The sequence below is a fragment of the Trinickia symbiotica genome (assembly GCF_002934455.1).
GTDB lineage: Bacteria > Pseudomonadota > Gammaproteobacteria > Burkholderiales > Burkholderiaceae > Trinickia > Trinickia symbiotica.
Window position 1 is genome coordinate 68,817 of sequence record NZ_PTIR01000016.1, and the last position, 23,579, is coordinate 92,395.

20 protein-coding genes and 1 pseudogene are annotated in these 23,579 nt (G+C 62.4%); 15 read left to right on the forward strand and 6 right to left on the reverse strand.

Annotation, left to right across the window (positions count from 1 at the left end; genetic code table 11):
• Positions 1 to 43: 43 nt before the first annotated feature.
• Complete coding sequence (locus B0G57_RS21330; RefSeq protein WP_018440105.1) at positions 44 to 643, reverse strand: lysozyme inhibitor LprI family protein; 600 nt, start codon at positions 641 to 643, stop codon at positions 44 to 46.
• A gap of 168 nt (positions 644 to 811) precedes the next feature.
• Entirely contained in the window at positions 812 to 1,429 is a 618-nt protein-coding gene (locus B0G57_RS21335; protein ID WP_026229563.1) for an NUDIX hydrolase, read from the reverse strand.
• A 36-nt stretch (positions 1,430 to 1,465) separates the two neighbouring features.
• Here B0G57_RS21335 and B0G57_RS21340 point away from each other — a divergent pair, with 36 nt between their 5' ends.
• Positions 1,466 to 2,269, forward strand: coding sequence for a DeoR/GlpR family DNA-binding transcription regulator (locus B0G57_RS21340; RefSeq protein WP_035468494.1), 804 nt, complete (start codon positions 1,466 to 1,468; stop codon positions 2,267 to 2,269).
• 184 nt (positions 2,270 to 2,453) lie between these two features.
• Positions 2,454 to 3,644 carry an MFS transporter gene (locus tag B0G57_RS21345; protein WP_018440102.1) on the forward strand — a complete coding sequence of 397 codons (1,191 nt, stop codon included), beginning with the start codon at positions 2,454 to 2,456 and terminating at the stop codon, positions 3,642 to 3,644.
• Between the two features lie 266 nt (positions 3,645 to 3,910).
• Here the strand turns inward: B0G57_RS21345 and B0G57_RS21350 are convergent.
• Positions 3,911 to 4,102, reverse strand: a pseudogene (locus B0G57_RS21350) (HoxN/HupN/NixA family nickel/cobalt transporter); the annotation flags it as partial.
• A 97-nt stretch (positions 4,103 to 4,199) separates the two neighbouring features.
• On the opposite strand from B0G57_RS21350, the gene B0G57_RS21355 reads away from it, so the two are divergent.
• Positions 4,200 to 4,592 carry a DUF427 domain-containing protein gene (locus B0G57_RS21355; RefSeq protein WP_018440101.1) on the forward strand — a complete coding sequence of 131 codons (393 nt, stop codon included), beginning with the start codon at positions 4,200 to 4,202 and terminating at the stop codon, positions 4,590 to 4,592.
• A 31-nt stretch (positions 4,593 to 4,623) separates the two neighbouring features.
• On the opposite strand, the gene B0G57_RS21360 is transcribed toward B0G57_RS21355, so the two are convergent.
• The gene (locus tag B0G57_RS21360; RefSeq protein ID WP_018440100.1) at positions 4,624 to 5,400 is read right to left on the reverse strand and encodes an NAD(P)H-dependent oxidoreductase; all 777 of its coding nucleotides are present in this window, start codon (positions 5,398 to 5,400) and stop codon (positions 4,624 to 4,626) included.
• An 86-nt stretch (positions 5,401 to 5,486) separates the two neighbouring features.
• Between B0G57_RS21360 and B0G57_RS21365 the strand changes: the two genes are divergently transcribed.
• From B0G57_RS21365 to B0G57_RS21370, 3 genes are all read left to right on the forward strand, one after another.
• Positions 5,487 to 6,380, forward strand: a complete 894-nt coding sequence (locus B0G57_RS21365) for a LysR family transcriptional regulator (protein WP_018440099.1) — start codon at positions 5,487 to 5,489, stop codon at positions 6,378 to 6,380.
• Positions 6,381 to 6,523: 143 nt separating this feature from the next.
• A complete protein-coding gene (locus tag B0G57_RS31435) occupies positions 6,524 to 6,691 on the forward strand; it encodes a hypothetical protein (RefSeq protein WP_018440098.1) in 168 nt (55 codons plus the stop codon).
• 14 nt (positions 6,692 to 6,705) lie between these two features.
• The gene (locus B0G57_RS21370; RefSeq protein WP_020566123.1) at positions 6,706 to 6,912 is read left to right on the forward strand and encodes a hypothetical protein; all 207 of its coding nucleotides are present in this window, start codon (positions 6,706 to 6,708) and stop codon (positions 6,910 to 6,912) included.
• A 103-nt stretch (positions 6,913 to 7,015) separates the two neighbouring features.
• Here the strand turns inward: B0G57_RS21370 and B0G57_RS21375 are convergent, their stop codons facing one another.
• Positions 7,016 to 9,121 carry a putative bifunctional diguanylate cyclase/phosphodiesterase gene (locus tag B0G57_RS21375; RefSeq protein WP_020566122.1) on the reverse strand — a complete coding sequence of 702 codons (2,106 nt, stop codon included), beginning with the start codon at positions 9,119 to 9,121 and terminating at the stop codon, positions 7,016 to 7,018.
• 404 nt (positions 9,122 to 9,525) lie between these two features.
• Between B0G57_RS21375 and B0G57_RS21380 the strand changes: the two genes are divergently transcribed.
• The 5 genes from B0G57_RS21380 (at position 9,526) to B0G57_RS21400 (ending at position 15,211) form a co-directional block, all read left to right on the forward strand.
• Positions 9,526 to 10,917 (forward strand): alpha,alpha-trehalose-phosphate synthase (UDP-forming), encoded by a 1,392-nt coding sequence (locus B0G57_RS21380; RefSeq protein WP_026229561.1) that lies wholly within the window; start codon positions 9,526 to 9,528, stop codon positions 10,915 to 10,917.
• Between the two features lie 244 nt (positions 10,918 to 11,161).
• Positions 11,162 to 11,584 carry a rubrerythrin family protein gene (locus B0G57_RS21385; RefSeq protein ID WP_018440094.1) on the forward strand — a complete coding sequence of 141 codons (423 nt, stop codon included), beginning with the start codon at positions 11,162 to 11,164 and terminating at the stop codon, positions 11,582 to 11,584.
• 189 nt (positions 11,585 to 11,773) lie between these two features.
• Entirely contained in the window at positions 11,774 to 13,111 is a 1,338-nt protein-coding gene (locus tag B0G57_RS21390; protein ID WP_018440093.1) for a heterodisulfide reductase-related iron-sulfur binding cluster, read from the forward strand.
• Between the two features lie 27 nt (positions 13,112 to 13,138).
• Positions 13,139 to 13,720 (forward strand): DUF3501 family protein, encoded by a 582-nt coding sequence (locus tag B0G57_RS21395; RefSeq protein ID WP_018440092.1) that lies wholly within the window; start codon positions 13,139 to 13,141, stop codon positions 13,718 to 13,720.
• Between the two features lie 519 nt (positions 13,721 to 14,239).
• On the forward strand, positions 14,240 to 15,211 hold the full coding sequence (locus B0G57_RS21400) for a transposase (RefSeq protein WP_018440091.1): 972 nt from the start codon (positions 14,240 to 14,242) through the stop codon (positions 15,209 to 15,211).
• Positions 15,212 to 15,350: 139 nt separating this feature from the next.
• Here the strand turns inward: B0G57_RS21400 and B0G57_RS21405 are convergent, their stop codons facing one another.
• On the reverse strand, positions 15,351 to 16,931 hold the full coding sequence (locus tag B0G57_RS21405) for a mannose-1-phosphate guanylyltransferase/mannose-6-phosphate isomerase (protein ID WP_018440090.1): 1,581 nt from the start codon (positions 16,929 to 16,931) through the stop codon (positions 15,351 to 15,353).
• A gap of 278 nt (positions 16,932 to 17,209) precedes the next feature.
• Between B0G57_RS21405 and B0G57_RS21410 the strand changes: the two genes are divergently transcribed.
• The 4 genes from B0G57_RS21410 to B0G57_RS21425 all read left to right on the forward strand — a co-directional run bounded on the left by B0G57_RS21410 (position 17,210) and on the right by B0G57_RS21425 (position 23,562).
• Positions 17,210 to 18,619, forward strand: a complete 1,410-nt coding sequence (locus B0G57_RS21410; protein WP_018440089.1) for an undecaprenyl-phosphate glucose phosphotransferase — start codon at positions 17,210 to 17,212, stop codon at positions 18,617 to 18,619.
• 75 nt (positions 18,620 to 18,694) lie between these two features.
• Positions 18,695 to 20,116 carry a UDP-glucose dehydrogenase family protein gene (locus B0G57_RS21415; RefSeq protein ID WP_018440088.1) on the forward strand — a complete coding sequence of 474 codons (1,422 nt, stop codon included), beginning with the start codon at positions 18,695 to 18,697 and terminating at the stop codon, positions 20,114 to 20,116.
• A 19-nt stretch (positions 20,117 to 20,135) separates the two neighbouring features.
• Positions 20,136 to 21,314: a polysaccharide biosynthesis/export family protein gene (locus tag B0G57_RS21420; RefSeq protein WP_020566121.1), complete on the forward strand. Its 1,179-nt coding sequence runs from the start codon at positions 20,136 to 20,138 to the stop codon at positions 21,312 to 21,314.
• Positions 21,315 to 21,318: 4 nt separating this feature from the next.
• The gene (locus B0G57_RS21425; protein ID WP_018440086.1) at positions 21,319 to 23,562 is read left to right on the forward strand and encodes a polysaccharide biosynthesis tyrosine autokinase; all 2,244 of its coding nucleotides are present in this window, start codon (positions 21,319 to 21,321) and stop codon (positions 23,560 to 23,562) included.
• The last annotated feature ends 17 nt before the right edge of the window (positions 23,563 to 23,579 follow it).

Below are 23,579 nucleotides of genomic sequence, written 5' to 3' on the forward strand. Positions count from 1 at the left end.
ACGGATCACGGCTCCCGCGCGCGTTGTCTTCGTGACGCTTCCGTTATTTTTCCTTTTTGTCCAATCCCGCGACGGCTTCATGGGCGCTCGAAACGAAGCAACTATCGGGGCCGGGCTTGCTTGCGCAGGCTGCCGATCGCTGATCGATGCGCGGATTACCGTTGCTGTCGATGGTCATTGCATCGCCTAAACCCTTCAACTGAACGACGGCGGCCCTCGCTTCGGGTTCGATGTGCTGTTCCGCCATGTTGGCGGCAAGCGTGGTGACTTCCGCGCTTCGCCCATGCGCAATGTCGGCACCGAGTTCGCGTATGCGTCGCTCGTACCAGTCCGCGACACAGGCCTTGTCCGTACAGTTTTGTTGGCGCCATTGCCATTGAGCGACTCGGTCCGCCTCTATCGCGTCGGGCACCGGGGCGGCATTTTTGGCGAGCCGATAGACGACGGCGAGCTTATCGTCCAGCGCCGAGAGTTGTGGATCGCTGCATATCAGCTTTTCGGACACCGAAGCATTGTGCGGACACTTGAAGCTTGCCGCATGTGCGAGTTGAAGCGTCGCCGCTAACGCGACGAGCGGGACGATAACCGACGCAGCCGCGCGCCGGCGTAGATGAAATGCGGACTTGTCGATGTGACGAATCATGGCGACCTCTCATTGTGCAACTCGGGGATGGCATCGCGGGCATGGCCGCGCCTTTCCGCTGAGAGATCGGCGTCCGTGCCCCGACGGCAATGAAGATAAGCGCGGACGCACCGACCGAAAGCTCGCATGTGCGGCGTGAATCGGCAGCTTGTTACCAATCCTTGCGGCTCAGCCGCTGTGGTCGTGTTGGTGAATCGACAAAAGCTCTTGTTCGTGCAGTGCGGCATATTGGAGCAGCATGATCGTCTTGCCGTCGATGATTTCGCCTCGCTCGATCATCCGAAGCGCCTCGCGTAATGGCACTTCGATGACTTCTAGATCTTCGCCTTCGTCCTTCAGTCCGCCGCCGGAGCCGACGCGCATCGATGCATCGTATTCCCCGATGTAGAAGTAAAGCTTCTCCGTGACGGACCCCGGGCTCATGAATGCTTCGAAGACCTTGCGAATGTGCGTGACCCGATAACCGGTCTCTTCTTCCGCTTCCGCACGAATGCGCACGTCGGGCGACGCATCGTCGAGAAGCCCACCCGCGGCCTCGATCAACATTCCGTCGTATCCATTCACGAACGCCGGCATCCGGAACTGGCGCGTCAATACGACGTTGCTCGAACGCGGATCGATGAGCAGGATCGTTGCGCCGTTTCCGCGATCGTAGGTTTCGCGGCTTTGACGCTGCCAGGTTCCGTCGCTGCGAAGGAAATCGAAAGTCACCTTCCTGAGCACGTACCAGTCATCCGCCAGAACTTGAGTATCGATCATGCGCACGCGGTCTTTCATCGACGTCATCGTCATTTTGGTTCCCTCCGTTGTCCGACATCGCTTATACTAGCGTGCATATTCGTGCAATTTCAAGATAATTCGTGCATGACCATGCTGACAAGTCAAAGGAAGAAAGCGATCCTCGATGCGCTCAAGCGCGATGGACAAGTGCTGGCAACCGAGCTCAGCGTCAGATTCGATGTCTCTGAAGATACGGTGCGCCGCGATCTGCGTGAACTGGCGGCCGAGGGCTTGCTTCAGCGCGTGCATGGAGGCGCATTGCCGGCGTCGCCGGCGGTTGCGCCATTTGCGCAACGCGAGGACATGGAGTCGCCCGTGAAGCAACGCATTGCACGCAGGGCCGCCGCAATGATCGCGCCGGGGCAGGTTGTCATCATCGATGGCGGGACCACTTCGGCGCACCTGGTCCGGAGCCTCCCCTTGGACCTCTCGGCGACCGTCGTGACGCACAGCCCAAGCGTGGCGGTCGCGCTCGCGGATCATCCGTCGATCGAAGTGGTGCTTATCGGCGGACGGCTCTACAAGCATTCGATCGTCACGGTCGGCGCCGCGGCCGTGGAGGCCGTGTCGCACATTCATGCGGACATTTACTTCATGGGCGTAACAGGCGTGCATCCGAAGGCCGGCTTGAGCACGGGCGACTTCGAAGAGGCTTACATCAAACGGGCGCTCGCCGGCCGCGCGGCGGAGACTGTCGTGCTGGCGTCTTCCGCGAAGCTCAATGCCGCCTCGCCGTATGTCATCGGCGATATCGGGTTGGCGCAGACGATCATCGTGGAGGAATCGGCTGACTCGAAGCTGACCGATCCCATCGAGAAAGCGGGGGTGACCGTTCTACGTGCGTAGCGCAGATTCGCGCTATTCGTGCAAGATTTGGCGGTGTCTCCCGGGTGACATGTGTGGCGCAAGGCTTTCCTGCGGTTCCAACGAATTCCGACAGTACGCTTGCCCTCCGTTGGCAGAGCTGAAATACGGAGCGGATATACTGCGCCGATATCGAGGATGACAAGCTCGTTCAGCGCTATTGCCGATGCAAACCGAACCGCGTATCAGCGTTCTTCGACAGATTCCACGCAGCGTGTGGGTGCTCGGCTGCGTCAGCCTCTTCATGGACGTTTCGTCCGAGATCATCCATAGTTTGTTGCCCATGTTCCTGATGGCGACGCTCGGTGCCAGCGCGACGGCCATTGGGCTCATCGAAGGTATCGCGGAGGCGACGGCTCCGATCGTCAAAGTGTTTTCGGGCAGTCTCAGCGATTATCTCGGCAATCGGAAATGGCTTGCGGTTGCGGGATATGGGCTGGGTGCGTTGAGCAAGCCGCTGTTCGCCGTTGCCCCAAGCATCGGTGTCGTTGTGGCCGCGCGAGTGATCGACCGCGTTGGCAAGGGCATTCGAGGGGCTCCCCGCGACGCGCTCGTTGCCGACGTTACGCCGCCTAATCTCAGAGGTGCGGCGTATGGGCTGCGTCAATCGCTCGACACAGTCGGTGCGTTTCTCGGGCCGCTACTAGCGGTCGCCATCATGTTTGCGTCCACCGACAACTTCAGGCTCGCGTTCTGGGTTGCCGTCGTGCCCGGTTTGATCGCCGTCGGATTGTTGACTGTTGGGGTGGAAGAGCCGGAGAGGGAGCCCCGGACACGCCGAGTCAACCCGATACGCTGGGATAACCTCGAGCAATTGGGCGCGCGTTACTGGTGGGTCGTTGTCGTTGGCTCTGTGTTCGCCCTGGCACGGTTCAGCGAGGCGTTTCTTGTGTTGCGGGCGATGGCGAGCGGCGTTCCCATTGCGTTGGTGCCGCTTGTGATGGTGGCAATGAATATCGTCTATGCGCTATCGGCCTATCCGTTTGGCAAACTCGCCGATGCAATGAGTCACCGGAAACTATTGGCTGCGGGTCTCATTGTGTTGATGGCCGCTGATATCGTGCTTGCGCACGGCTCGCATTGGACCGTAGTAATCGCCGGCGTCGCGCTCTGGGGATTGCACATGGGTATGACCCAGGGGCTGCTCGCTACGATGGTTTCCCACGCCGCCCCGGCACACCTTCGAGGCACTGCGTTCGGGTTCTTCAATCTGTTGAGCGGGATCGTGACGCTTGTTTCCAGCGTTATCGCAGGCGAGTTGTGGGACCGACTCGGTGCTGCGACTACGTTTTATGCAGGGGCTGGATTTGCAGTTGCGACGATCGCGCTGCTTTTATACCGCCGGACTTGGTCGTAGGCGAGGCTTTCTTCATTGATATGCGTCGTGCGGAACCCTCGCAAATCGTAAACAGCGCAGGTTCCTTCCGTCGGCCGATGCTCGGCACTACTGCTCTGCCGCACGCACGGGCAATTCGTCGTAGCCCTTCGCACGATAGATCGCGAACGACGCGAGCCACGCAAAAATGAACACGCCGATGATGACGAAGCCGAGATTGTTGAAGTTGTCGTTGAGCGTACCGATCAGATCCCAAAGCGCGCCCTTGAGCTCGAACCGGCCCGCCAGTCGATTGCGGCGATATGGTCCGCATCGACTGCGTGGCGCAAGCCGAATCCGTATGCGAGAAGCCCTGTGCTCAGGAGCAGAGGATGACCATGGAAGACGATGAAGGCCCAGACCCAGGCGCCAATGTTGAAGGCGGCGAAGACGCCATAGACCGCGATGACGCGGCGTCTGGTGCGAGCGATTCGCCACACTGGTGCCGAGGTCTCAACGGCAAAAGTCGATTGGTGCCACAATGCCTCGCAGACACGAGCTTTCCGGCCTGATGAGGCAAACTCGAGGAGAGGCGCCATGACGAAGCCAGTGAAGATTCCCGGCCCTAACCATCCGATTTCGATCGAACGCAATCCGTCTCGCGTGATCGTCACGGTGGCAGGCAAGGTGATTGCCGACACGAAAGACGCATTGACGTTGCGCGAGGCAAACTACGCGCCGGTTTTCTACATCCCGCGACAGGACGTGGACATGTCCTCGTTGCAGCGCACCGACCACGCGACATACTGCCCTTACAAGGGCGACTGCTCGTACTTCTCGATTCCGTCCGGCGGCGAGCGAGCGGTGAATGCCGTATGGACCTATGAGCACGCATACGAGGCGGTCAGCGATATCCGTGGCCGCCTCGCCTTTTATCCCGATCGCGTCGATTCGATCGAAGAGCAGCCGGCCGGCGTCGCCGCCAACTGAGCGGCCGGCGCGGCACGCCGCTCACACGTCGCTATGCCACATGCGCGGCGAAGCCCGATTGGCCCGGCGCGATGTCGGGCCGCAACGTCAGCTCGGGGATAGCATAGGCGCCCGCATTTTGCGGGCGAAAGGGTATCGGCGCGGTGTTCCAGAGGTCGTCGAGACGACGTCCGAGCGCGTCACAGATCTTTGCGTACCTCGCCTCATCGGTTTTGCCCGCGCGATAAATCACGAACGGCGGCAGGACCGAGAATCCGGGGTAATACAAAATCCCATGCTGAATCGGGAAGAGAATATCGTCGATCGGGCCGTTGACGCCGCGCGGGCCGTAATGTGACTCCCATCCGCCGGCGGTCACGACGAGCATCGCGCGTTTGCCCGCCATCGTGCCCTCTCCGTAGCGATCGCCCCATCGAACGTCCGAGTGCTCTCCCACGCCGTATCCGAAGCCATACGCGTAGACGCGCTCCACCCAGCCTTTCAGGATCGCGGGGACCGAGAACCACCAAAGCGGAAACTGCAGGATCACCGCGTCCGCCCACAGCAGCTTCTCCTGTTCCGATGCGATATCGCCGGGTTGAGTACCGTTCTCGAATGCGCGCTTGGAATCAAGTGCGGGATCAAAGCGCGCACCGGGATTGCTATCCGGGAAGTCATCAGCGTCGAGCGTCGGTTTCCATTTCATCGCGTACAGATCCGATACCTGGACGACGTGTCCGGCCTTCTCGAGTCGCTTGACCGAAAAGTTCTTCAGCGAGCCGTTCAATGATTCAGGCTCGGGGTGAGCGTAGACGATAAGCACGTTCATTGACTGAACTCCATCTTGTTGACGAGAGCAAGATAAGGTTCCGCCCGCTATAGTTGAAATGAATTCTTGAAATACGAGGCATTGTGGTGGTCAATCTAAGACGGATCGATCTCAATCTGCTGGCGACGCTCGACGTCCTGCTGTCCGAGCACAACGTGACTCGCGCAGCCGAGCGCCTGAACCTCTCTCAGCCGTCGGTGAGCGTTCAACTCGCCAAACTGCGCGACATCTTCGGAGACCCGTTGCTGCTGCCGGGGCCGAGAGGAATGCGGCCTACCGCGCGAGGCGACGAGCTGCGCGAGCCGTTGCGGCAAGCGCTCGAGGCTTTGGAGCAAGCGGTGGCACCGGCAACCGCTTTCGACCCTGCCGCGGCCGATCACACGTGGCGTGTCGCGGCGACCGATTACACGGAGTCGACCATCGTGCTGCCGGCGCTGAATGCGCTGCGCTCGGCTGCCCCTCGTACGCGTCTGGCAGTGCTCGAGATGATCCCGTCACGGATAGCGAAGCAGGCAGAGCAAGGGGATATCGACCTCGCGTTTCATACGACGGAAGGGGCGCCGTCCGCTTTGCGTCGCCGGGCGCTTTTCACGGAGCGTTATGTGCTCGTGGGCCGCGCAGGTCATCCGCGCCTGAAAAGGCGGCCGACGCTTGCGCAATTCCGCGCGCTCGAGCACGTAATCGTCTCGCCCGACGGCGGCGGGTTTTATGGCATCACTGACGAAGCGCTTGCGGAAGTCGGCCTGTCGCGACGTGTCGTGCTGTCCGTTCCGCATTTCCTGTTCGTCATGTCGGTGGTCGCCAGTACCGACCTCGTTGCCATGTTGCCGGAACGCCTCGTCCGGAACGTCAACGCGCTCGAAGTCGTGGAGTCGCCCATCGAGGTGCCCGGCTTCGAGATCTCGATGCTGTGGCACGAGCGCGCTCATCGAGACCGCGCGCATCAATGGTTGCGCGAGTGCATCGTTCAGTCGGTTTGACGGTGCGGTCGCACGGGCATTGTTCTTCATTTGAAAACGGTGAATTCATTCCGCGGCGATTGATGCGCGCCGTGAGATTCATAGACTAGAGGCAAGTGTTCGCTGATCTCAGCGTGCGGTGGAATTGAAGAAGGGAGCACAAGATGGACATTCTGGACTTGGCACGAAAATCGGGAATGACGGTTGTCCTCGAAGCGAAGATCGGCCGGCAGGAATATCAATCTGTGCATGGTTCGCTCGAGGCGCTCGAAGCGTTCGCGGAACTCGTGGCGACGGCTGTGCAAGACGAGCTTGCAGGGCAGGAAGCGTAGAAAGGAGAATGTAAGTGAAACGCGATTCTTTGGAAGTCTTGCGCAGCGCCGATCAAAGCTGCGTGAGCAACGAGGGCCGGCTAGCGGTGTCGTCGAACGCAATCTCGCGAAAAGCCGGTGAGCGGTCGAAGACGAGAAACTGGGCATGGGCCCACACCGCCGAGTCCTACGACTGGATGGATTGGCACAGCCCATCTTCGACCGGCGAGTTCTATCAGTGAGCTTTTCGAGCGCGTGGATGCTCGACGAGGCGCGGCGCCCCAGGCACGCAGTTTCATCGTTGACAGAACCGCAGTTGCCAATCTGGAGCAGCGGAGGCGCGCGCTACTCCGCCGATGCGGCGCGATCCAGCGACATCCCCGTCGGAAGGAACGTCTCCACGAACTGCGCCGGCGGCATCGGCCGCCCGAGCAGATATCCCTGAAGGGCGTCGCAGCCGAGCTGAGTCAAAAACGCCTGCTGCTCGCTTGTCTCCACGCCTTCGGCGACGATGTTGAGCTTCAGCGTTTGCCCGAGCGCGACGATCGCCGAAACGATCGCCGCATCCTCGCTATCGTGCTCCAGATCGCGCACGAATCCGCGATCGATCTTGAGTTCGGCGGCCGGCAGCCGCTTGAGGTAGAGCAGGCTCGAATATCCGGTGCCGAAATCGTCGATCGCAATGCGTACCCCCATCGCATGCAGCTCTTGCAAGATCGCGAGGCTCGCGGCGGCGTCGCGCATCGCGGTCGTTTCCGTGATTTCGAGCGTCAACCGACGAGGCTCTAGCCCGTGGCGCGCGAGCGTGCCGCGCACGCACTCGACGAGTCCCGGATTGCCGAACTGCAAGGTGGATAAGTTGACGGCGATGCTCCAATCGCTCGCCAACGCCGGGTCGGCGCTGCACCATTGGGCCATTTGCCGGCACGCCTCGTCGAGCACCCACTCGCCGATCGGCACGATCGTGCCGGTACGCTCCGCGAGCGGGATGAACTGATCCGGCATGACGAGCCCGCGGGTCGGATGCGCCCAACGAACGAGCGCTTCGGCGCCCAAGAGCGGCCCACCGGGCGCGGCGAGCTTCGGCTGGTAATGGAGAACGAATTCGCCTCGCGAAAGCGCGAGGCGCAGGTCGTGCAGCAGTTGAAGCTGCTCGCGCGCATCGGCGTTCATCGACGTTTCGAAGAAGCAATAGCCGTTGCGCCCGAGGGCTTTCGCGTGATACATCGCGGCGTCCGCGTGCGTGACGAGCGTATGCGGGTCGTCTCCGTCATCGGGAAAACAGGCGATCCCGATGCTCGCCGAGACGCGCAAATCCTGCCCGTCGATCAGATAGGAGTCGCTCAGCAGCGTGACCAGGGTGTCGGCGAGCGTTGCGGCATCCGTCGGCTCCATACCGGGCGCAAGCAGCACGAACTCGTCCCCGCCCATGCGCGCCACCGTATCCTCCGCGCGCGCGGCGCCTCGCAGCCGCTTCGACGCTTCCACGAGCAGCGCATCTCCCACGGGATGCCCGAACACGTCGTTGATGGCCTTGAAACCGTCGAGATCGAGGTACATCAGCGCAAATCGCCGGCGCGATTGCCTTGCGCTGCCGATGGCCTGCTCGAGCCGGTCTTCGAGCAGGATCCGATTGGGCAACTGGGTCAGGCGGTCGTGCAGCGCGAGAAACGTCAGTTCGGCATTGGCTTGCGCGAGCGAGGCGGCCAGCACCGCGGTTCTCGATTCCAGCCGCATGTCGAGGACGGAGACGATCAATGCGACCGCCAGCGCGGCCACGCTCGCCACGATGATCGCGAGTGCGACCCAACCCGTGTCGATGCCGCCGCGCGCCGCGCCGCACACAGATCCGGCAGGAAAATGCGCGGCGGCCATCCCTGTGTAGTGCATACCGGTGATGGCAACGCCCATCACGACGCCGGCGCCCATCTGCGCAAGCGGTCGTCGCGTCGCCTGGCGGCGCAGATGGAACGTGATCCAGAGGGCTGCTCCCGAGGCCCCCACCGCGATCACGACCGACAGCGCGAGCAGCAGCGGGTCATACTGGATGGCGGGCGTCATCTGCATGGCCGCCATTCCGGTGTAATGCATGCCGGCCACGGCGATGCCCATCACGAGCGCGCCGCAAGCGAGCCGCCCGTAGGGCAAGTTCGATTGAGTGACGAGCCATAGCGCGAAGCCGGATGCCGCGACGGCAATCAGCAAGGAAAGCAGCGTAATTTCCGGATCGTAGCCGACGGGAATGGGCACGCTGAAAGCGAGCATGCCGATGAAATGCATCGACCAGATCCCGGCCCCCATCGCGCAGGCGCCGCCCGCGAGCCAGAGGCGCGCGATGCGGCCTCGTGCGGTCGCGATCCGGCCGGCCAGGTTCAAGGCGGTGTAGGACGTGAAGATCGCGACCGCCAGCGAGAAGAAGACGAGCAAATTGTCATACGTTGTTGGGTACATCGATCTCATCCTTTCCGCTGGTACCAGCTGCGCTACGCGAAACGCCAACCCCTGCCGCTCTATCGGCATGCGTCCGCCATTCTGAACTATCTGAACCGCCCATCACCGAAAAAAATGACTTCGCTCGTTCGCGGTGCCCGCCCGAACAACGCGTCGTCGGCAGATGCAGACGTGTGGGCACAGGATTCGTAGGACTACTACGGATTCGATTTTCAGGGCGCGCAAGGATGGCCCTCCGACCCCGACTGTGCTAGCATCCCATGCTCAATCCAACGACAGCTCGCCCAAATAGCGAGCGACCAAGCACGACGCCACGGCAGGAGAGGACCGAAGAGGAAACTCGCGGCAATAAATAAATCATCAATGCCGCTCACAAACAACTCCCGTTTTCAAAAGGAGCGCTAGTGAGCCGTCTAGTCGTAGTGTCGAATCGTGTAGCGGATCCGCGCAAGGCCGCGGCAGGTGGACTGGCCGTAGCGATCAGAGATGGCCTTCAGCAAACGGGCGGTATCTGGTTCGGCTGGAGCGGCAAGACCGTGGATGCCTCCGTTGCGAACAGTCACAACGGCGTCCATACGCAGACGGTCGGCAAAGTTCAGCTGGTCACCGTCGATCTCAGTCAGCAGGACTACGAAACGTATTACCTCGGCTACGCGAACAACGTGCTGTGGCCGGTGTTTCACTATCGTCTCGACGTCGCGCAGTTCGACGTGCGTTTCGGCAGCGGTTACCGCCGTGTCAATCAGCTGTTCGCGCAGCGCCTTTTCCCGTTGCTCGAGCCGGGCGACATCATCTGGGTCCACGACTATCACCTGATCCCGCTCGCCGCCGAGCTGCGGGCGATGGGATGCCGCAACCCGATCGGGTTCTTTCTGCACATTCCCGTGCCGCCCCCGCCGCTCTTGGCTGCGATCCCCGAGCACGAATGGCTGGTCCGCTCGCTTTTCGCGTACGACCTCGTCGGTCTGCAAACCGAGGCCGATATGCGGCACTTGTTCGATTACGCCCACTGGGAAGTGGGGGCGGAGCGGCTGACGGACGGCTATCTGCGGGCGTTCAATCGGACGCTGCGCGTCGCCGCGTTCCCGATCGGTATCGACGTGGGCGAATTCGCGGCGATGGCCGACGCCCGCGAGGGCGTTGACATGTTCTCGCGAATGCGTGCCGAGTACTCTAGGCGGCAGCTGCTGCTCGGCGTGGACCGGCTCGATTATTCGAAGGGATTACCGCAGCGCATACGCGCTATGCGCTATTTGCTGGAGCACTATCCGGAAAACCGCAAGCGTGCAACGCTGATTCAAATCGCGGCGCCAAGTCGAGAGGACCTCGGAGCCTACGACGATTTGCGTCGGCAGATGGACAGCCTCTGCGGTGCGATCAACGGGGACTACGGCGAGCTCGACTGGATGCCGGTGCGCTACATCCATCGCAACGTCGCGCGCAGGCGCTTGCCCGGCCTTTATCGTGCAAGCCGGGTCGCGCTCGTGACGCCATTGCGCGACGGCATGAATCTCGTCGCCAAGGAGTTTCTCGCGGCCCAGGATCCGGAGGATCCCGGTGTCCTCGTGCTCTCGCGCTTCGCCGGCGCGGCCGAGCATCTGAAACAGGCGTTGCTCGTGAACCCGTACGATGCACACGGCGCCGCCGAGGCGATTCAGCGCGCGCTGACCATGCCGCTCGGCGAACGCGTCGAGCGGCATTCGGCACTGATGGCGACGATCCGCAAGTACGACGTCCATTGGTGGCGCAAGGCCTTCATCGAGATGTTGGAAGAGTCCGTGCGCGAGACCGGTTGATGCGCGAAAGCGAGCCATGGCTCGCCGTGGTTTCCTGTTGCATTGCGGCACGGGAGCGCGTCGACACTATCGCCCGCATAGAAAATGCCAATTGGGGAACGTGCCCCCGACCTTCTAGATTAGAAAAGGCAGCGCTTGCTCGACGCTGGCGCCGCTTCTCGCGCGACGTTTTTCCGCAAACCCGAACAGATGGCCGGGCGTGCCGTGCCTTCGCGACGTGTCCCGGCCCACGAAGGAGGATGAGATGGCACAGTTGAAGGGCTCCAAGACGGAAGACAACCTGAAGGCCGCGTTCGCCGGTGAGTCCCAAGCCAATCGGCGGTACCTCTATTTCGCGGCCAAGGCCGACGTCGAGGGGCAAAACGATGTGGCGGCATTGTTCCGCTCTACGGCCGAAGGCGAGACAGGCCATGCCCACGGCCATCTGGAGTACCTCGAGGCGGTGGGAGACCCGGCCACGGGTCTGCCGTTCGGCAGCTCACGGCAGAATCTGCAATCGGCCATCGCCGGTGAAACGCACGAATACACGGACATGTACCCCGGCATGGCGAAGACCGCTCGCGAAGAAGGCTTCGACGAAATCGCGAACTGGTTCGAGACGCTAGCCAAGGCCGAGCGCAGTCACGCAAACCGCTATACGAAGGCGCTCGAGGCGCTGAACGACTGAAAGAAGCCGCCGAGGACGTACTCGCCGGTCTCGGCGAGGCGTTCTCGCCGCCTGTCCGCTGCTCGGCTCGGCGAGATAGGCTGATTGCATTGCATCGATCTGTGCGGCAGCGGTCGAGCGAATTCCTACGAACGGGCCATCACAACGAGTCCTCGCAAGTAGTGCGTCCCCACGGAGGAGCGCCGACTCATGCCCCACAAAGAAGGCAGCCTTGAAGCGCCGACTCGCCATCCGCTCGATTGGCGCTCCGAGACGTTTTATGACCAGAACGCCATCGACCACGAGCTCGCCCGCGTCTTCGACATATGCGCGGGATGTAGGCGCTGCGTATCGTTGTGCGGCGCGTTCCCGACGCTGTTCGACCTCGTCGATGAGACCGACAGCGGCGAGGCGCACGACGTCGATAAGCAGTCCTACGGAAATGTCGTAGACCAGTGCTACCTGTGCGACCTCTGTTACATGACGAAATGTCCGTACGTGCCGCCGCATCCGTGGAACGTCGACTTTCCGCATCTGATGCTGCGCGCGAAGGCGGCCCGCTATAAGCGAGGCGAAGTGGCGTTGCGCGACAAGGTGCTGTCGAACACCGATGCGCTCGGCCATTTCGCGGGAATCCCGATCGTCACGCAGACCGTGAACCGGGTGAACCGCACTAAGGCTGCGCGCAGCGTGATGGAATCGGCACTCGGCGTCGATCGCGAAGCCTGGTTGCCGGCGTTCGCCCCGCGCAAGTTTCGCCGCTCGGCGAAATCATCGCCGCAGCTACCCGTGCGCGACGGTGAGCGCACGCCGGGAAAGGTCGCGATCTACGCGACCTGCTACGTCAATTTCAACGAGCCCGGCATCGGACACGACCTGCTCGCATTGCTGACGCACAACGAGATTCCCTATGTGCTCGTGGCGAGCGAAGCGTGCTGCGGGATGCCGCTGCTCGAACAAGGCAACCTCGAAGGCGTGGCCGCGAAAAAGGAAAAGAACATGCCGGTGCTCATGCGGTATGCGCGCGAAGGATACGCGTTGATGGGGGCGATACCGAGCTGCGTCCTGATGTACAAGCACGAGCTGCCGCTGATGTTCCCCGAAGACGAGGACGTGCGCGCGGTGAGCGAAGCCTTCTGGGACCCGTTCGAATACTTCGTCTCGCGTCACCGCGACGGTCTGCTGAAGACCGATTTCAAGCGGGCGCTCGGCAAGATTTCGTATCACGTGCCGTGTCACGGCCGCGTGCAGAACCTGGGCCGCAAGACGTTCGATGCGCTTTCTCTCGTACCAGGAACGGAAGTGAAAGTCGTCGAGCGTTGCTCGGGGCACGCGGGAACATTCGGAGTAAAGAAGGAGTTTCATCGGACCGCGATGAAGATTGGCACCCCCGTCTTCAAAGCGATGGCCGACGGGGAACCTGCGTTCATCGCGTCCGATTGCCAGCTCGCCGGGCACCACATCGAGCAGGGAATCGAGGAAGCAGGGCTGCGAGAAGCGCCGCTCGCGCATCCGCTGACGCTGCTTCGCAGAGCTTATGACATTTGAGCGAATGTTTTTTACGAAGGCGATTCCATGACGATTTCCCGCAATTCATTGATGACGCTCGAGGCTTATGCCAAAGCACGTAAAGCAATGCGCGAGCAGGTGATCGAGCATAAAAAGGATCGCGTCGTGCAGCTCGGGAATCATTTGACGCTGCTGTTCGAGGACGACATTACGATTCGCTACCAGATTCAAGAAATGTTGCATATTGAAAAGATTTTCGACGAGGAAGGAATACAAGGTGAGCTCGATGCCTACCTGCCGCTGGTTCCCGATGGCAGCAATCTGAAGGCGACGATGCAAATCGAGTACGAGAACGAAATTGAGCGCCGCGCGGCATTGCAGCGGCTGATCGGCATCGAGGATCATGTATTCCTGCAAGTCGAAGGCGAGTCGCCCGTCTATGCCGTCGCCGATGAAGATCTGGGGCGCGAAAACGAAGAAAAGACTTCGGCCGTCCATTTCCTGCGCTTTGAGCTCCCGCCCGAGATGCGGGCGCGCTTGCGCGACGGAGCGCGTCTTTTTGCGGGCTGCGATCACGCCAACTATCCGTCGCCGGTCCAGGAAATCGAGCCGCGCGTTCGCGCCTCTCTGGTCAAAGATCTCCGCTAGACCTAGAGCGATAATCGCCCGAGGCGCCTTTTCTTACATTTATATTACAACGCGAAAATAATTCCGCCTCACCGGGAAATAATACCGGATCCGAGTCGCCGCGAATTGCATTAAGGCGCCGATAGTTGCATTAGATGCATTGTTTGCACTTCTGCTAAGCGATGGTGCATTCGGCATTTGCGCACACGCAAAAATATTCTAAGATAGCGACTCGTTGTTCTTTCCGACAGGGCATAGCATCGATACGCCGTCGGGGCCGGCACCGGCCCGACGAGTATCCCGCGGCCGGAGAGAGTATTAAGCCGTGTGCAGGCTCGATTGGTATGTTTTCTGCACACTTTTTCCATGCACGAGCGAGACCGCCTTTTCTGCTTCAACGGAGGGCAAAACCGCACTGCCGCTGTGCGGATTTGGTCGCTGTCACAAAAACAAAAATATTTTGTGCAACCTGCGGCTTTGGCGTTGGACGGAACGCCCGAGCCAAGCGTCGCAGCCAGGCCAGGCTGCGTGGAGAAAAATATGTTCGAAGATTTGAACGACGATGAGTGGGCGCGGATCGCGCCGCTTGCGGCCGATGAGCCTGTCCATCCGCATCGACGCGGGCGGCCTCGCGCCGAAACGCGAATCGTGGCCAACGCGGTGCTCTGGATTCTGACGACGGGGGAGCGCTGGTCGAAGTTGCCGGCGCGCTATCCGTCGGGGCCCACGTGCCGGCGCCGTTTCGACGAATGGCTTGCCGACGGCACGCTGATCGAAATCGTCAAGATCCTCTCGGAGGGCGGGCGCGTCTTCACGTACGTGCCGCAACCTCAACCCGTTGTGCCGGAGCCGCCGAAGCAGATGCCGGCTCCCGAATCGCCGCGTTTGCGCGGCGTATTCTGGACCAATCCTGAATCGTGGCAGGCGGCCGGGGCGTGCTCGTATCGCGCGGGCGATTTACCGATCGCGTCCTCGCGGACACTTCACAATTCGGGCAGCGCGCATCCGCCGATGCGTGAATTTGCGCCTCATGGCGCGCCCGCGATCAGCGTCGCGGAGATCCACAAGCGGAGCGACGACTATTGCGGCTATACGATTCATGCGATCGCGCAGCCGGCGACGAGGCAAATGACACTCTCATACCGTGCCTCGGCGGAGATCGTGAAAGACGGCAAGCGGGTCGAGCGCTCCGGTCTTATCGGGCCGCCTTTCCCCGATCACGAGGGCGCGCAACGCCACGCGCTCGAATGGGCGCGCGATTGGATCGATCGGCGTACCAGCGCTGTCGCTGTCATGACGAGCGCGGGCGCCGATGCGAATGCCGCGTTCCCGGCGGAGAGAGCCGAGGCGGGCGCTGAACTTCCACCGAGGGCCGCGACGATCGCGGATTTGGCGGCGGCGGGTACCGTGAGCGAGCTCGGGGCGGACTCCGCGGAACGCCAGGCGAATTGGCTGCTGCATCAGGATGGCCGGGGCGACTCAAAGCCGCCGGAGGTCGTTTATCACGCTTAGTCGTCGGAACGAGTCAGACTTCGACGTAGCGGCGCTTGTCCAATCGCGGCCGATCGGCCAAGCGCCGCATGTCTGGCACGCGGCGAAAGCTTCATGATGAGCCGCGGCCGGTGCGAGCGCCGTCGTGCAAGCCGGCGACTCAACTTCGTCCATAGGTATCGTCGAACCGCACGATATCGTCTTCGCCGAGGTACGCGCCGGATTGCACTTCGACGATCTCGAGCGGCAGCTTGCCTGGGTTTTCCAGCCGGTGCGAAACGCCGAGGGGAATGTAGGTCGATTCGTTTTCCGAAAGCAGGAACGTCTCTTCGCCTCGCGTGACGCGAGCCGTGCCGCGCACGACGATCCAATGCTCCGCGCGATGGTGATGCATTTGCAGCGAGAGCTGTGCGCCGGGCTTGACGACGATACGCTTCACCTGGAACCGCTCACCGGTATCGATCGAGTCGTAGTACCCCCACGGGCGATGAACCTTGCGGTGGTTCGCGGCTTCGGCGCCATGCTCCGCCTTGAGTCGCGAGACGACCTTTTTCACGTCCTGCACGCGGGACTTATCCGCGACGAGCACAGCATCGGCCGTTTCCACGACGACGAGATCGCGGGTGCCGACGCAAGCGATCAGCCTCCCTTCGGAATGCGCGAGCGTCGATTGGGCGTCCTCCAACAGGACGCGCCCGCGCACGACGTTGCCGCTGGCGTCCTTCCGCGAGATCTGCCATATCGCGTCCCAGGAGCCTACGTCGGACCAGCCGGCCTCGAGCGGCACGGCCACGCCGCCACGCAACGTGTCGTCGCTGGAGAGCCGCTCCATCACCGCATAATCGATCGAGTTCGAAGGCGATGCGGCGAACGCCTCGCGATCGAGGCGGAAGAACTCGCCGTCGAGCGTGCCGTGCGAATGTGCGTTGACACAGGCTTCGTACATCGCGGGCTCCAGACGGTTGACCGCGTGCAGCCATGTCGAGGCGCGCACGACGAAAATGCCGCTGTTCCACCAATACTCGCCCGAGGCGAGGTATTGCTGCGCGAGCTCCAGATGCGGCTTTTCGACGAAGCGCGCGAGCCGCCGGGCCGCGTGAGCGGAGCGGTCGGAGCCGTCTTTGCCGTCCGTTGCGAGCGGTTCGCCGAGCCGCAGATACCCATAGCCGGTCTCCGCGTGCGTCGGCACAATGCCGAGCGTGGCAATCATCCCGTCCGCCGCATGGCGAATTCCTGCGACGACGGCCGCATGAAAGCGGGCCGCGTCGGCAATGGCATGATCGGCGGGCATCGCGACGAGCACCGCATCGGAGTCGGCCCCGCCTCGAGCCAACGCGTCGAGCGCGGCGATCGTGAGCGCGGGTGCCGTATCTCGTCCAATCGGTTCGAGCACGATGCGCGCGCGCACTCCGCTCGCGCGCAGTTGCTCGGCGGTCGTGAAACGATGCTCGTCGCCGCAGACGACGGTCACTTCATCGGCGAACGGCAGGTCGCTCACGAGGCCCTGGAGGCGGCGCGCCGTCGATTGCAGAAGCGATTCGTCGCCGAGCAAGTCGATCAATTGCTTCGGATAGAGCTCGCGCGACATGGGCCACAGGCGCGTACCCGATCCGCCCGCGAGAATGACCGGATGAACCTTGTATCGCGTCTGCACGCTCGCGGTCGGCTCCGGCGAAGTCGAGGCTTTGCGCTGCCGTTGCTTGGGAGGCAGCGAACGAATCTCGGCGTAGGGGCTATTCATCTTCGCTCCTCGGCGTAGTGATGACGTACCGCTCAGTGTGGCAAGAAGTAAATCGACAATAAAAGCGGCGCGCTCGGCGGCGGCCGTTAGCGCGACTGAGGAAACTCACCGAAGCGCTCGGCGAGGTCCCAGGGCACGCGTCAGCCAGCAACAAAAAATCAAAAAATAATCCGGTAAACCCCGCTGAAATTTTTTCGAATATTCGTCGGCTTGCCGTTCGCTTTTTGATAGCGCTTCATGGATACCCATGAACAGATGCGTCAAATCGAGGTGTTGCGATGCTGGGCCTTCTCTCGCGGTTGATCGACGTCGCGCTGGTGAGCGTTGCGGCGTGTGCGGCGGGCGCGCTGCACGCCGGGCGTCCGGTTTGGCTCAGCGATACGCAGAGCATTGCGGTGGCATTCGACGCCATGCTCGTCGTCGCCTTCTTTCCTGCCTTCGGCATTTATGGCTCATGGCGGGGCAAGCCGCTCGGCGACCTCCTTTGGCGAACGGCGCTTGCTTGGCTCGTCGTGGAAGCCGCGGGCGTGTTGATGAGCTTCAGCGTGCATCGTGTCGACGCGCTGTCGCGCACGTGGCTCGCACTCTGGGCGTGCTCGGCGATCTCGATGCTGCTCGGCGCCAAAGTGCTCGTCTACACGATGCTCAAACGGTTGCGCCGCCACGGCTTCAATCGGAAGTCCGTCGCAATTGTCGGCAGCGGACCTTACGCGACGTCGCTGATCGAGCGAATGAATGCGCATCCCGAGGCGGGCTTCTGGCCTGTTTGCGTCTTCGACGACGAGGACGGCGCGCAGGGTGACGGTGCATCGCAACCGCGGCGCGAGAGTATCGGTGCGATCGAGGGGGTGCCGCTCAGGCGCGACTTCGACGAGCTCCTGGCGCTCGTGAGGCGTCGATCGATTCGCGAGCTGTGGCTGGCGTTGCCAATGTCGCGCGAGCCCATGGTTCATCGGATCGTGACGGCGTTCAGACACGACTTCGTGAACATTCGCTTCATCCCCGACGTGAGCAGCCTGACGCTGTTGAATCAGGAGGTGGTCGATCTGCTCGGCGTCCCGGCGATCAATCTCGTCGCCTCGCCGGTGGGCGAGGTGCGCGCGTTGCCGAAGCTCGTCTTCGACCGGCTTTTCGCATTCGCCGCGCTCGTCGCGCTAGCGCCGCTCATGCTCGTCATCGCCATTGCGGTGAAGCTGTCGTCGCCGGGCCCGGTCTTTTTTCGCCAGAGGCGCCTCGGCGCGGATGGCAAGGCGTTCGAGATCTACAAGTTCCGCACGATGAAGGTGCACGCGGAGAGCTCGGGCCGCGTCACGCAGGCGACGCGCCGCGATCCGCGCGTGACGCGCGTGGGCCGCTTTCTGCGGCGCACGAGCCTCGACGAATTGCCGCAGTTCATCAACGTTCTGAAGGGCGAGATGTCGGTGGTCGGACCACGGCCGCATGCGCTCGAACATGACGATCTCTACAAGGATCTCGTGAACGGCTACATGTTTCGTTATCGGATCAAGCCGGGCATCACGGGCTGGGCGCAGATCCACGGCTTTCGCGGCGAGACCGATCGCATCGAGAAAATGAGCGGGCGGGTCAAGCTCGATCTCTACTACATCCAGAACTGGACGTTCTGGTTCGACATCAAGATCGTCGTCCTCACATTCTGGAAGGGATTTGCCGGCAGCAACGCTTATTGAACGAAACCGCTGCGGGAACGCGAGGCTTTTCCGCTTAACCCACGCTATGGCTCATCTTCTCGAGGGCATCGAAACATGAACGTGACCATCATCGGCTGCGGCTACGTAGGTCTTGTGACGGGCGCATGCCTGGCCGACATCGGCAACGACGTCTGCTGCTACGACGTCGACGCAAACCGGATCGCCACGCTCGAGCAGGGCGGCATGCCCATTCACGAACCGGGCTTGCGCGAGATCGTCGCGCGCAATCGTGGTGCGGGGCGGCTTACGTTCACGACGCAAGTGCGAGCCGCCATCGAGCACGGGGACATCGTCTTCATCGCCGTGGGAACGCCGAGCGGCGAGGATGGCTCCGCCGATTTGCAATACGTGCTCGCGGCCGCGCAAGAGATCGGACGCTATATGGCCCGCTTCACTGTTGTGGTCGACAAATCGACGGTGCCCGTGGGCACGGCCGAACGCGTGCGGGCAACGATTGCCGAGCAATTGGCGCTGCGCGGCTCCGATGCCTTGTTCTCGGTCGTCTCCAATCCTGAGTTCCTGAAGGAAGGCGCGGCCATCGACGACTTCACGCGCCCGGAGCGGATCGTGCTCGGCTGCGACGACGACGCGCTCGGTGAACGCGCGCGCGAGCTGATGAAACGCCTTTACGCCCCATTCAATCGCAATCACGAGCGGACGCTGCATATGGATGTGCGTTCGGCCGAGTTCACGAAGTATGCGGCGAACGCGATGCTCGCCACGCGCATCTCGTTCATGAACGAGCTCGCCAATCTCGCCGAGCGCGTCGGTGCCGATATCGATGCGGTGCGGCGCGGCATCGGCTCCGACTCGCGCATCGGTTATCACTTTCTTTACGCGGGATGTGGATACGGCGGCTCGTGCTTTCCCAAGGACGTTCATGCGCTCATGCGCACGGCGCATGAAAACGAGCAGGAATTGCGCATCCTGCAGGCCGTGTCCGCCGTCAATGCGGCGCAAAAGCAGGTGTTGGCCCGCAAGATCGTCGCGCGCTTCGGCGACGACTTGAACGGGAGATCGTTCGGAGTCTGGGGGCTGGCGTTCAAACCGGAAACCGACGACATGCGCGAGGCGCCGAGCCGTGTGCTGATCGCGACTCTGCTCGAGCACGGCGCGCGCGTGGCAGCCTATGACCCCGTTGCCCTCGAGGAAGCCAAGCGTGCGTTCGCGGCGGATTTGGATTCGAAGCCCGAGGCGCTGTCACGGCTTACCCTCGTCGACGATCAGATGGAAGCGGCCAAGGGCGCCGATGCGCTCGTCGTCCTCACGGAATGGAAGGCCTTCAAAAGCCCCGACTTCGCGGGGCTCGCACGAGTGCTCAAGCATCCGATCGTCTTCGATGGACGCAATCTCTACGAGCCGCTCGCCTTGGCCGAAGCCGGCATCGAGTACCACTCGATCGGGCGGCCCGGCGCGTCACGGACCGCCGCGAGATCGAAGCGCCCCGGTGGCCCTGTGCCGGCCTTTTCCGCCTGACTTCTTGTCTCGATCGTCCATGACTCGACGCTTCCTTCTCCCGGTCCTTACCGCAGGCTTCGTATCCTGGCTTACGGCCTGTTCCGCGCTGCCCGGCTATTCGCTCGACAGGTCGCATATGCACGAGGTGAACCAGCCGGCGAACGAAGAGATGTACGACGTGCACCGGATCACGGCCCAAGTTATTGCCGAACTGGCCGCGAAAGTGGCGCAGACGCAGCAGCCGTTGCCCGAGTCGCGGTTTTCCAGCGCATCGCAGTACGTCTATCACATCGGGCCTCAGGACATTCTGGGCATCACCGTCTGGGACCATCCGGAGCTGACTACGCCGCAAGGCACGACGTTCTCGACGGGGGGGAACACGACACAAACGATCGCGGGCGCGCTGGCGCAGCCCTACACGACGGCGCTGCCCGGCCAGGCGGACCCGTACGGACAGACGGTTGCCGCCGACGGCACCATCTTCTTCCCGTTCGTCGGACGCGTTCACGTTGCGGGAAAGACGCCGCAGCAGGTCCGCGACCAGCTCGCCGCGGCGCTGGAACCGTATCTGCATAAGCCGCAACTCGATGTACGCGTGCTCGCCTATCGCAGTCAGCGCGTGCAGGTGACCGGCGATGTCAAGTCGCCGGGGCCGCTCGCGATCACCGACGTGCCGCTGACGCTCGTCGACGCGATCACGCGCTCCGGCGGCTCGACCGATAACGCGGATCTTCAGCGCGTGCGGCTCATGCGTCATGGACGTTTCTACCAGCTCGACGCGAACGGGTTGCTCGATCGTGGCGACATATCTCAGGACGTGATGCTCGAGGACGGGGACATCATCAACGTTCCCGATCGTTCGGACAGCCGCGTATTCGTGCTCGGCGAAGTGAAGGTGCCCACCGCCGTCCAGCTGATCCGGGGGTCGCTGACGATCGCGGACTCCCTGACCAGCGCTGGCGGCATTCTCGATACGGACGCGAATCCACGGCAGGTGTATGTGATTCGCGGCATGAGCTCGCGTCCGGACGCTCCCGACATCTATCGGCTCGACATGACGCAGCCCGATGCGTTGCTGCTGTCGACGCAGTTCCGATTGCAGCCGTTCGATGTCGTCTACGTTGGCACGGCCAGCGCGGTGCAGTTCAACCGGCTGATCCAGCAGGTGCTGCCGACGCTGGAGACCATTGTTTTGACGAGACAGCTCACGCGGTGATGCTATGAAGACGACTCCTATCCTGCCCCCATCGATCGCGGCGCTGCCGCCGGCTGCGTTTCAGTCCGACGAGGAGGACGTTGTCCTCGGGCAACTGCTGCGCGTCGTGCTCGACGACATCTGGTGGTTGATCGGCATCGCCGCGGCGGTCGTCGCGATGGCGGGGCTCTACTGCTTTCTCGCGAGCCCGACCTATTCGGCCGACGCGCACGTGCGCGTGGAAGCGCCGAGCAATGCCACGCAGGGCCTGCAGACGCAAAACGGCAGTGGGGCGGGCGGCGGCAGTTCGACCACGCTCCCCACCGATGCCGAGATTGAAATCATCAAGAGCCGCGGTGTCGTCGCGCCCGTCGTCGAGCAATACAAGCTCAACTTCTCGGTGACGCCGAAGACGGTACCGCTCATCGGCAGTCTCGCGCAAAAGCTCGCCGCGCCGGGTATCCCGTCGCGGCCATGGCTCGGGTTGTCGTCGTACGCATGGGGCGGCGAGATCGCGGACGTCGACGCTTTGCAGGTGACGCCCGCTCTCGAAGGCAAGAAGCTCACGATGACGGCGTTGGGCGGCGATCGTTATGCGCTGCGCGACCCGAACGGAAATCTGCTCATCGACGGCCGTGTGGGCCAAACGGAATCGGGGGGCGGCGTGACAATTTTCGTGAAGCGGCTGGTGGCACGTGCGGGTACGCGCTTCAACGTAGTGCGCTGGAACGATCTTGACGCGATCACGGGCTTTCAGTTGGCGCTCGATGTCGAAGAGCAGGGCAAGCAGACAGGCGTGATCGAGATCGCGCTGCAGAACAAGGATCCCGCTCGCGCGGCCGAGCTCGCCAATGCGGTGACGCAGTCGTATCTGCGGGAGTACACGAGCGCGCGGCAGGCCGAGGCGACGAAGATGCTCGACTTCCTGCAAAGCGAGGAGCCGCGCATGAAGGCCGATCTCGAGCGCGCAGAGACGAAGCTGTCCTCGTATCAGCAGAAGGCCGGGTCGATCAATCCGAGCGAGGAAGCGAAGGCTTATCTCGAGGGCAGCATTCAGTACGATCAGCAAATCTCTGCGATGCAGCTGCAGATCGCGGCGCTGAAGCAGCGCTACGGCCCGAGCCATCCCGCGATCCTGGCGGCGCAACAGCAACTCGGCAGGCTCGAGTCCGATCGCAATGCTTTCTCCGAACGCTTTCGCAATCTGCCGAGCTCCGAGGTGAAGGGGGTCGCGCTGCAACGCGACGCGAAGGTTGCCGAGGACATCTATGAGTTGTTGCTGAACCGGATCCAGGAGCTCTCGGTGCAAAAAGCCGGCACCGGCGGCAATGTGCATCTCATCGATGCGGCATTGCGCCCGGGCGATCCGGTCAAGCCGAAAAAGGTATTGATTCTGTCGGCCGCGACGATGCTCGGGCTCATCGCGGGCACGGGCTTCGTGTTCGTGCGCCGTAACATGCTGAAGGGCATCGAGGACCCAGAGCGCGTCGAGCGCAGTGCGGGATTGCCGCTCTACGGTCTGGTGCCGGCGAGCCACGAGGCGGAGCGGCTCGATGCAGCCTATACGCGCAGTCGCAAGCTCGGCCCGCGGCCGATACTTGCGCTCGCGCGCCCGAACGACCCCTGCATCGAAAGTCTGCGCAGCTTGCGCACCTCGATCCAGTTCGCGCTCGCGGAGGCCAACAACAACGTGATGGTGTTGACGGGGCCGTCTCCGCGCATCGGCAAGACATTCATGACGGCGAACCTGGCCGTGCTCTTTGCCGATTCGGGCAGGCGTGTGCTCGCGATCGATGGCGACATGCGCCGCGGCACGTTGCACGAGTATTTCGGCGGCCTGTCCGAGGGCGGCCTTTCCGAGCTGTTGGCCGGCGGGATCGCGCTTGATGAGGCGATTCGCTCGACAGCCGTCGGCACGCTCGATTTCATCGCGTCGGGCGCGCATCCGAGCAACCCTTCGGAACTTCTGATGTCGCCGCGGCTGCGTCAGTACCTCGACGCGCTCGCGAAGCGCTATGACGTGATCCTGATCGATACCCCGCCGTTGCTCGCGGTCACGGATGCCTCGGTCGTCGCGGCGCTGGCGGGCAGCTCGTTCGTCGTCCTTCGCTCGGGCATGCATGCCGAGGCGGACATCGCAGCGTCGTTGAAGCGCCTTGCGACAGCGGGCGTGCGTGTGCAAGGCGGCATCTTCAATGCAGTGCCGTATCGCTCTCATGCGCTCGCGCGCGCGGGCTACGCAGCGGTTCGCGACTATCTCAACGCTTGAATGATCGCGGCCAGATC

Bases quoted from the DNA above. Each gene is read 5' to 3' on its own strand.
- B0G57_RS21330 (WP_018440105.1), bottom strand. From the start codon at position 643: ATGATTCGTCACATCGACAAGTCCGCATTTCATCTACGCCGGCGCGCG.
- B0G57_RS21335 (WP_026229563.1), bottom strand. From the start codon at position 1,429: ATGACGTCGATGAAAGACCGCGTGCGCATGATCGATACTCAAGTTCTG.
- B0G57_RS21345 (WP_018440102.1), top strand. From the start codon at position 2,454: ATGCAAACCGAACCGCGTATCAGCGTTCTTCGACAGATTCCACGCAGC.
- B0G57_RS21355 (WP_018440101.1), top strand. From the start codon at position 4,200: ATGACGAAGCCAGTGAAGATTCCCGGCCCTAACCATCCGATTTCGATC.
- B0G57_RS21360 (WP_018440100.1), bottom strand. From the start codon at position 5,400: ATGAACGTGCTTATCGTCTACGCTCACCCCGAGCCTGAATCATTGAAC.
- B0G57_RS31435 (WP_018440098.1), top strand. From the start codon at position 6,524: ATGGACATTCTGGACTTGGCACGAAAATCGGGAATGACGGTTGTCCTC.
- B0G57_RS21375 (WP_020566122.1), bottom strand. From the start codon at position 9,121: ATGTACCCAACAACGTATGACAATTTGCTCGTCTTCTTCTCGCTGGCG.
- B0G57_RS21385 (WP_018440094.1), top strand. From the start codon at position 11,162: ATGGCACAGTTGAAGGGCTCCAAGACGGAAGACAACCTGAAGGCCGCG.
- B0G57_RS21390 (WP_018440093.1), top strand. From the start codon at position 11,774: ATGCCCCACAAAGAAGGCAGCCTTGAAGCGCCGACTCGCCATCCGCTC.
- B0G57_RS21395 (WP_018440092.1), top strand. From the start codon at position 13,139: ATGACGATTTCCCGCAATTCATTGATGACGCTCGAGGCTTATGCCAAA.
- B0G57_RS21400 (WP_018440091.1), top strand. From the start codon at position 14,240: ATGTTCGAAGATTTGAACGACGATGAGTGGGCGCGGATCGCGCCGCTT.
- B0G57_RS21405 (WP_018440090.1), bottom strand. From the start codon at position 16,931: ATGAATAGCCCCTACGCCGAGATTCGTTCGCTGCCTCCCAAGCAACGG.
- B0G57_RS21410 (WP_018440089.1), top strand. From the start codon at position 17,210: ATGCTGGGCCTTCTCTCGCGGTTGATCGACGTCGCGCTGGTGAGCGTT.
- B0G57_RS21415 (WP_018440088.1), top strand. From the start codon at position 18,695: ATGAACGTGACCATCATCGGCTGCGGCTACGTAGGTCTTGTGACGGGC.
- B0G57_RS21420 (WP_020566121.1), top strand. From the start codon at position 20,136: ATGACTCGACGCTTCCTTCTCCCGGTCCTTACCGCAGGCTTCGTATCC.
- B0G57_RS21425 (WP_018440086.1), top strand. From the start codon at position 21,319: ATGAAGACGACTCCTATCCTGCCCCCATCGATCGCGGCGCTGCCGCCG.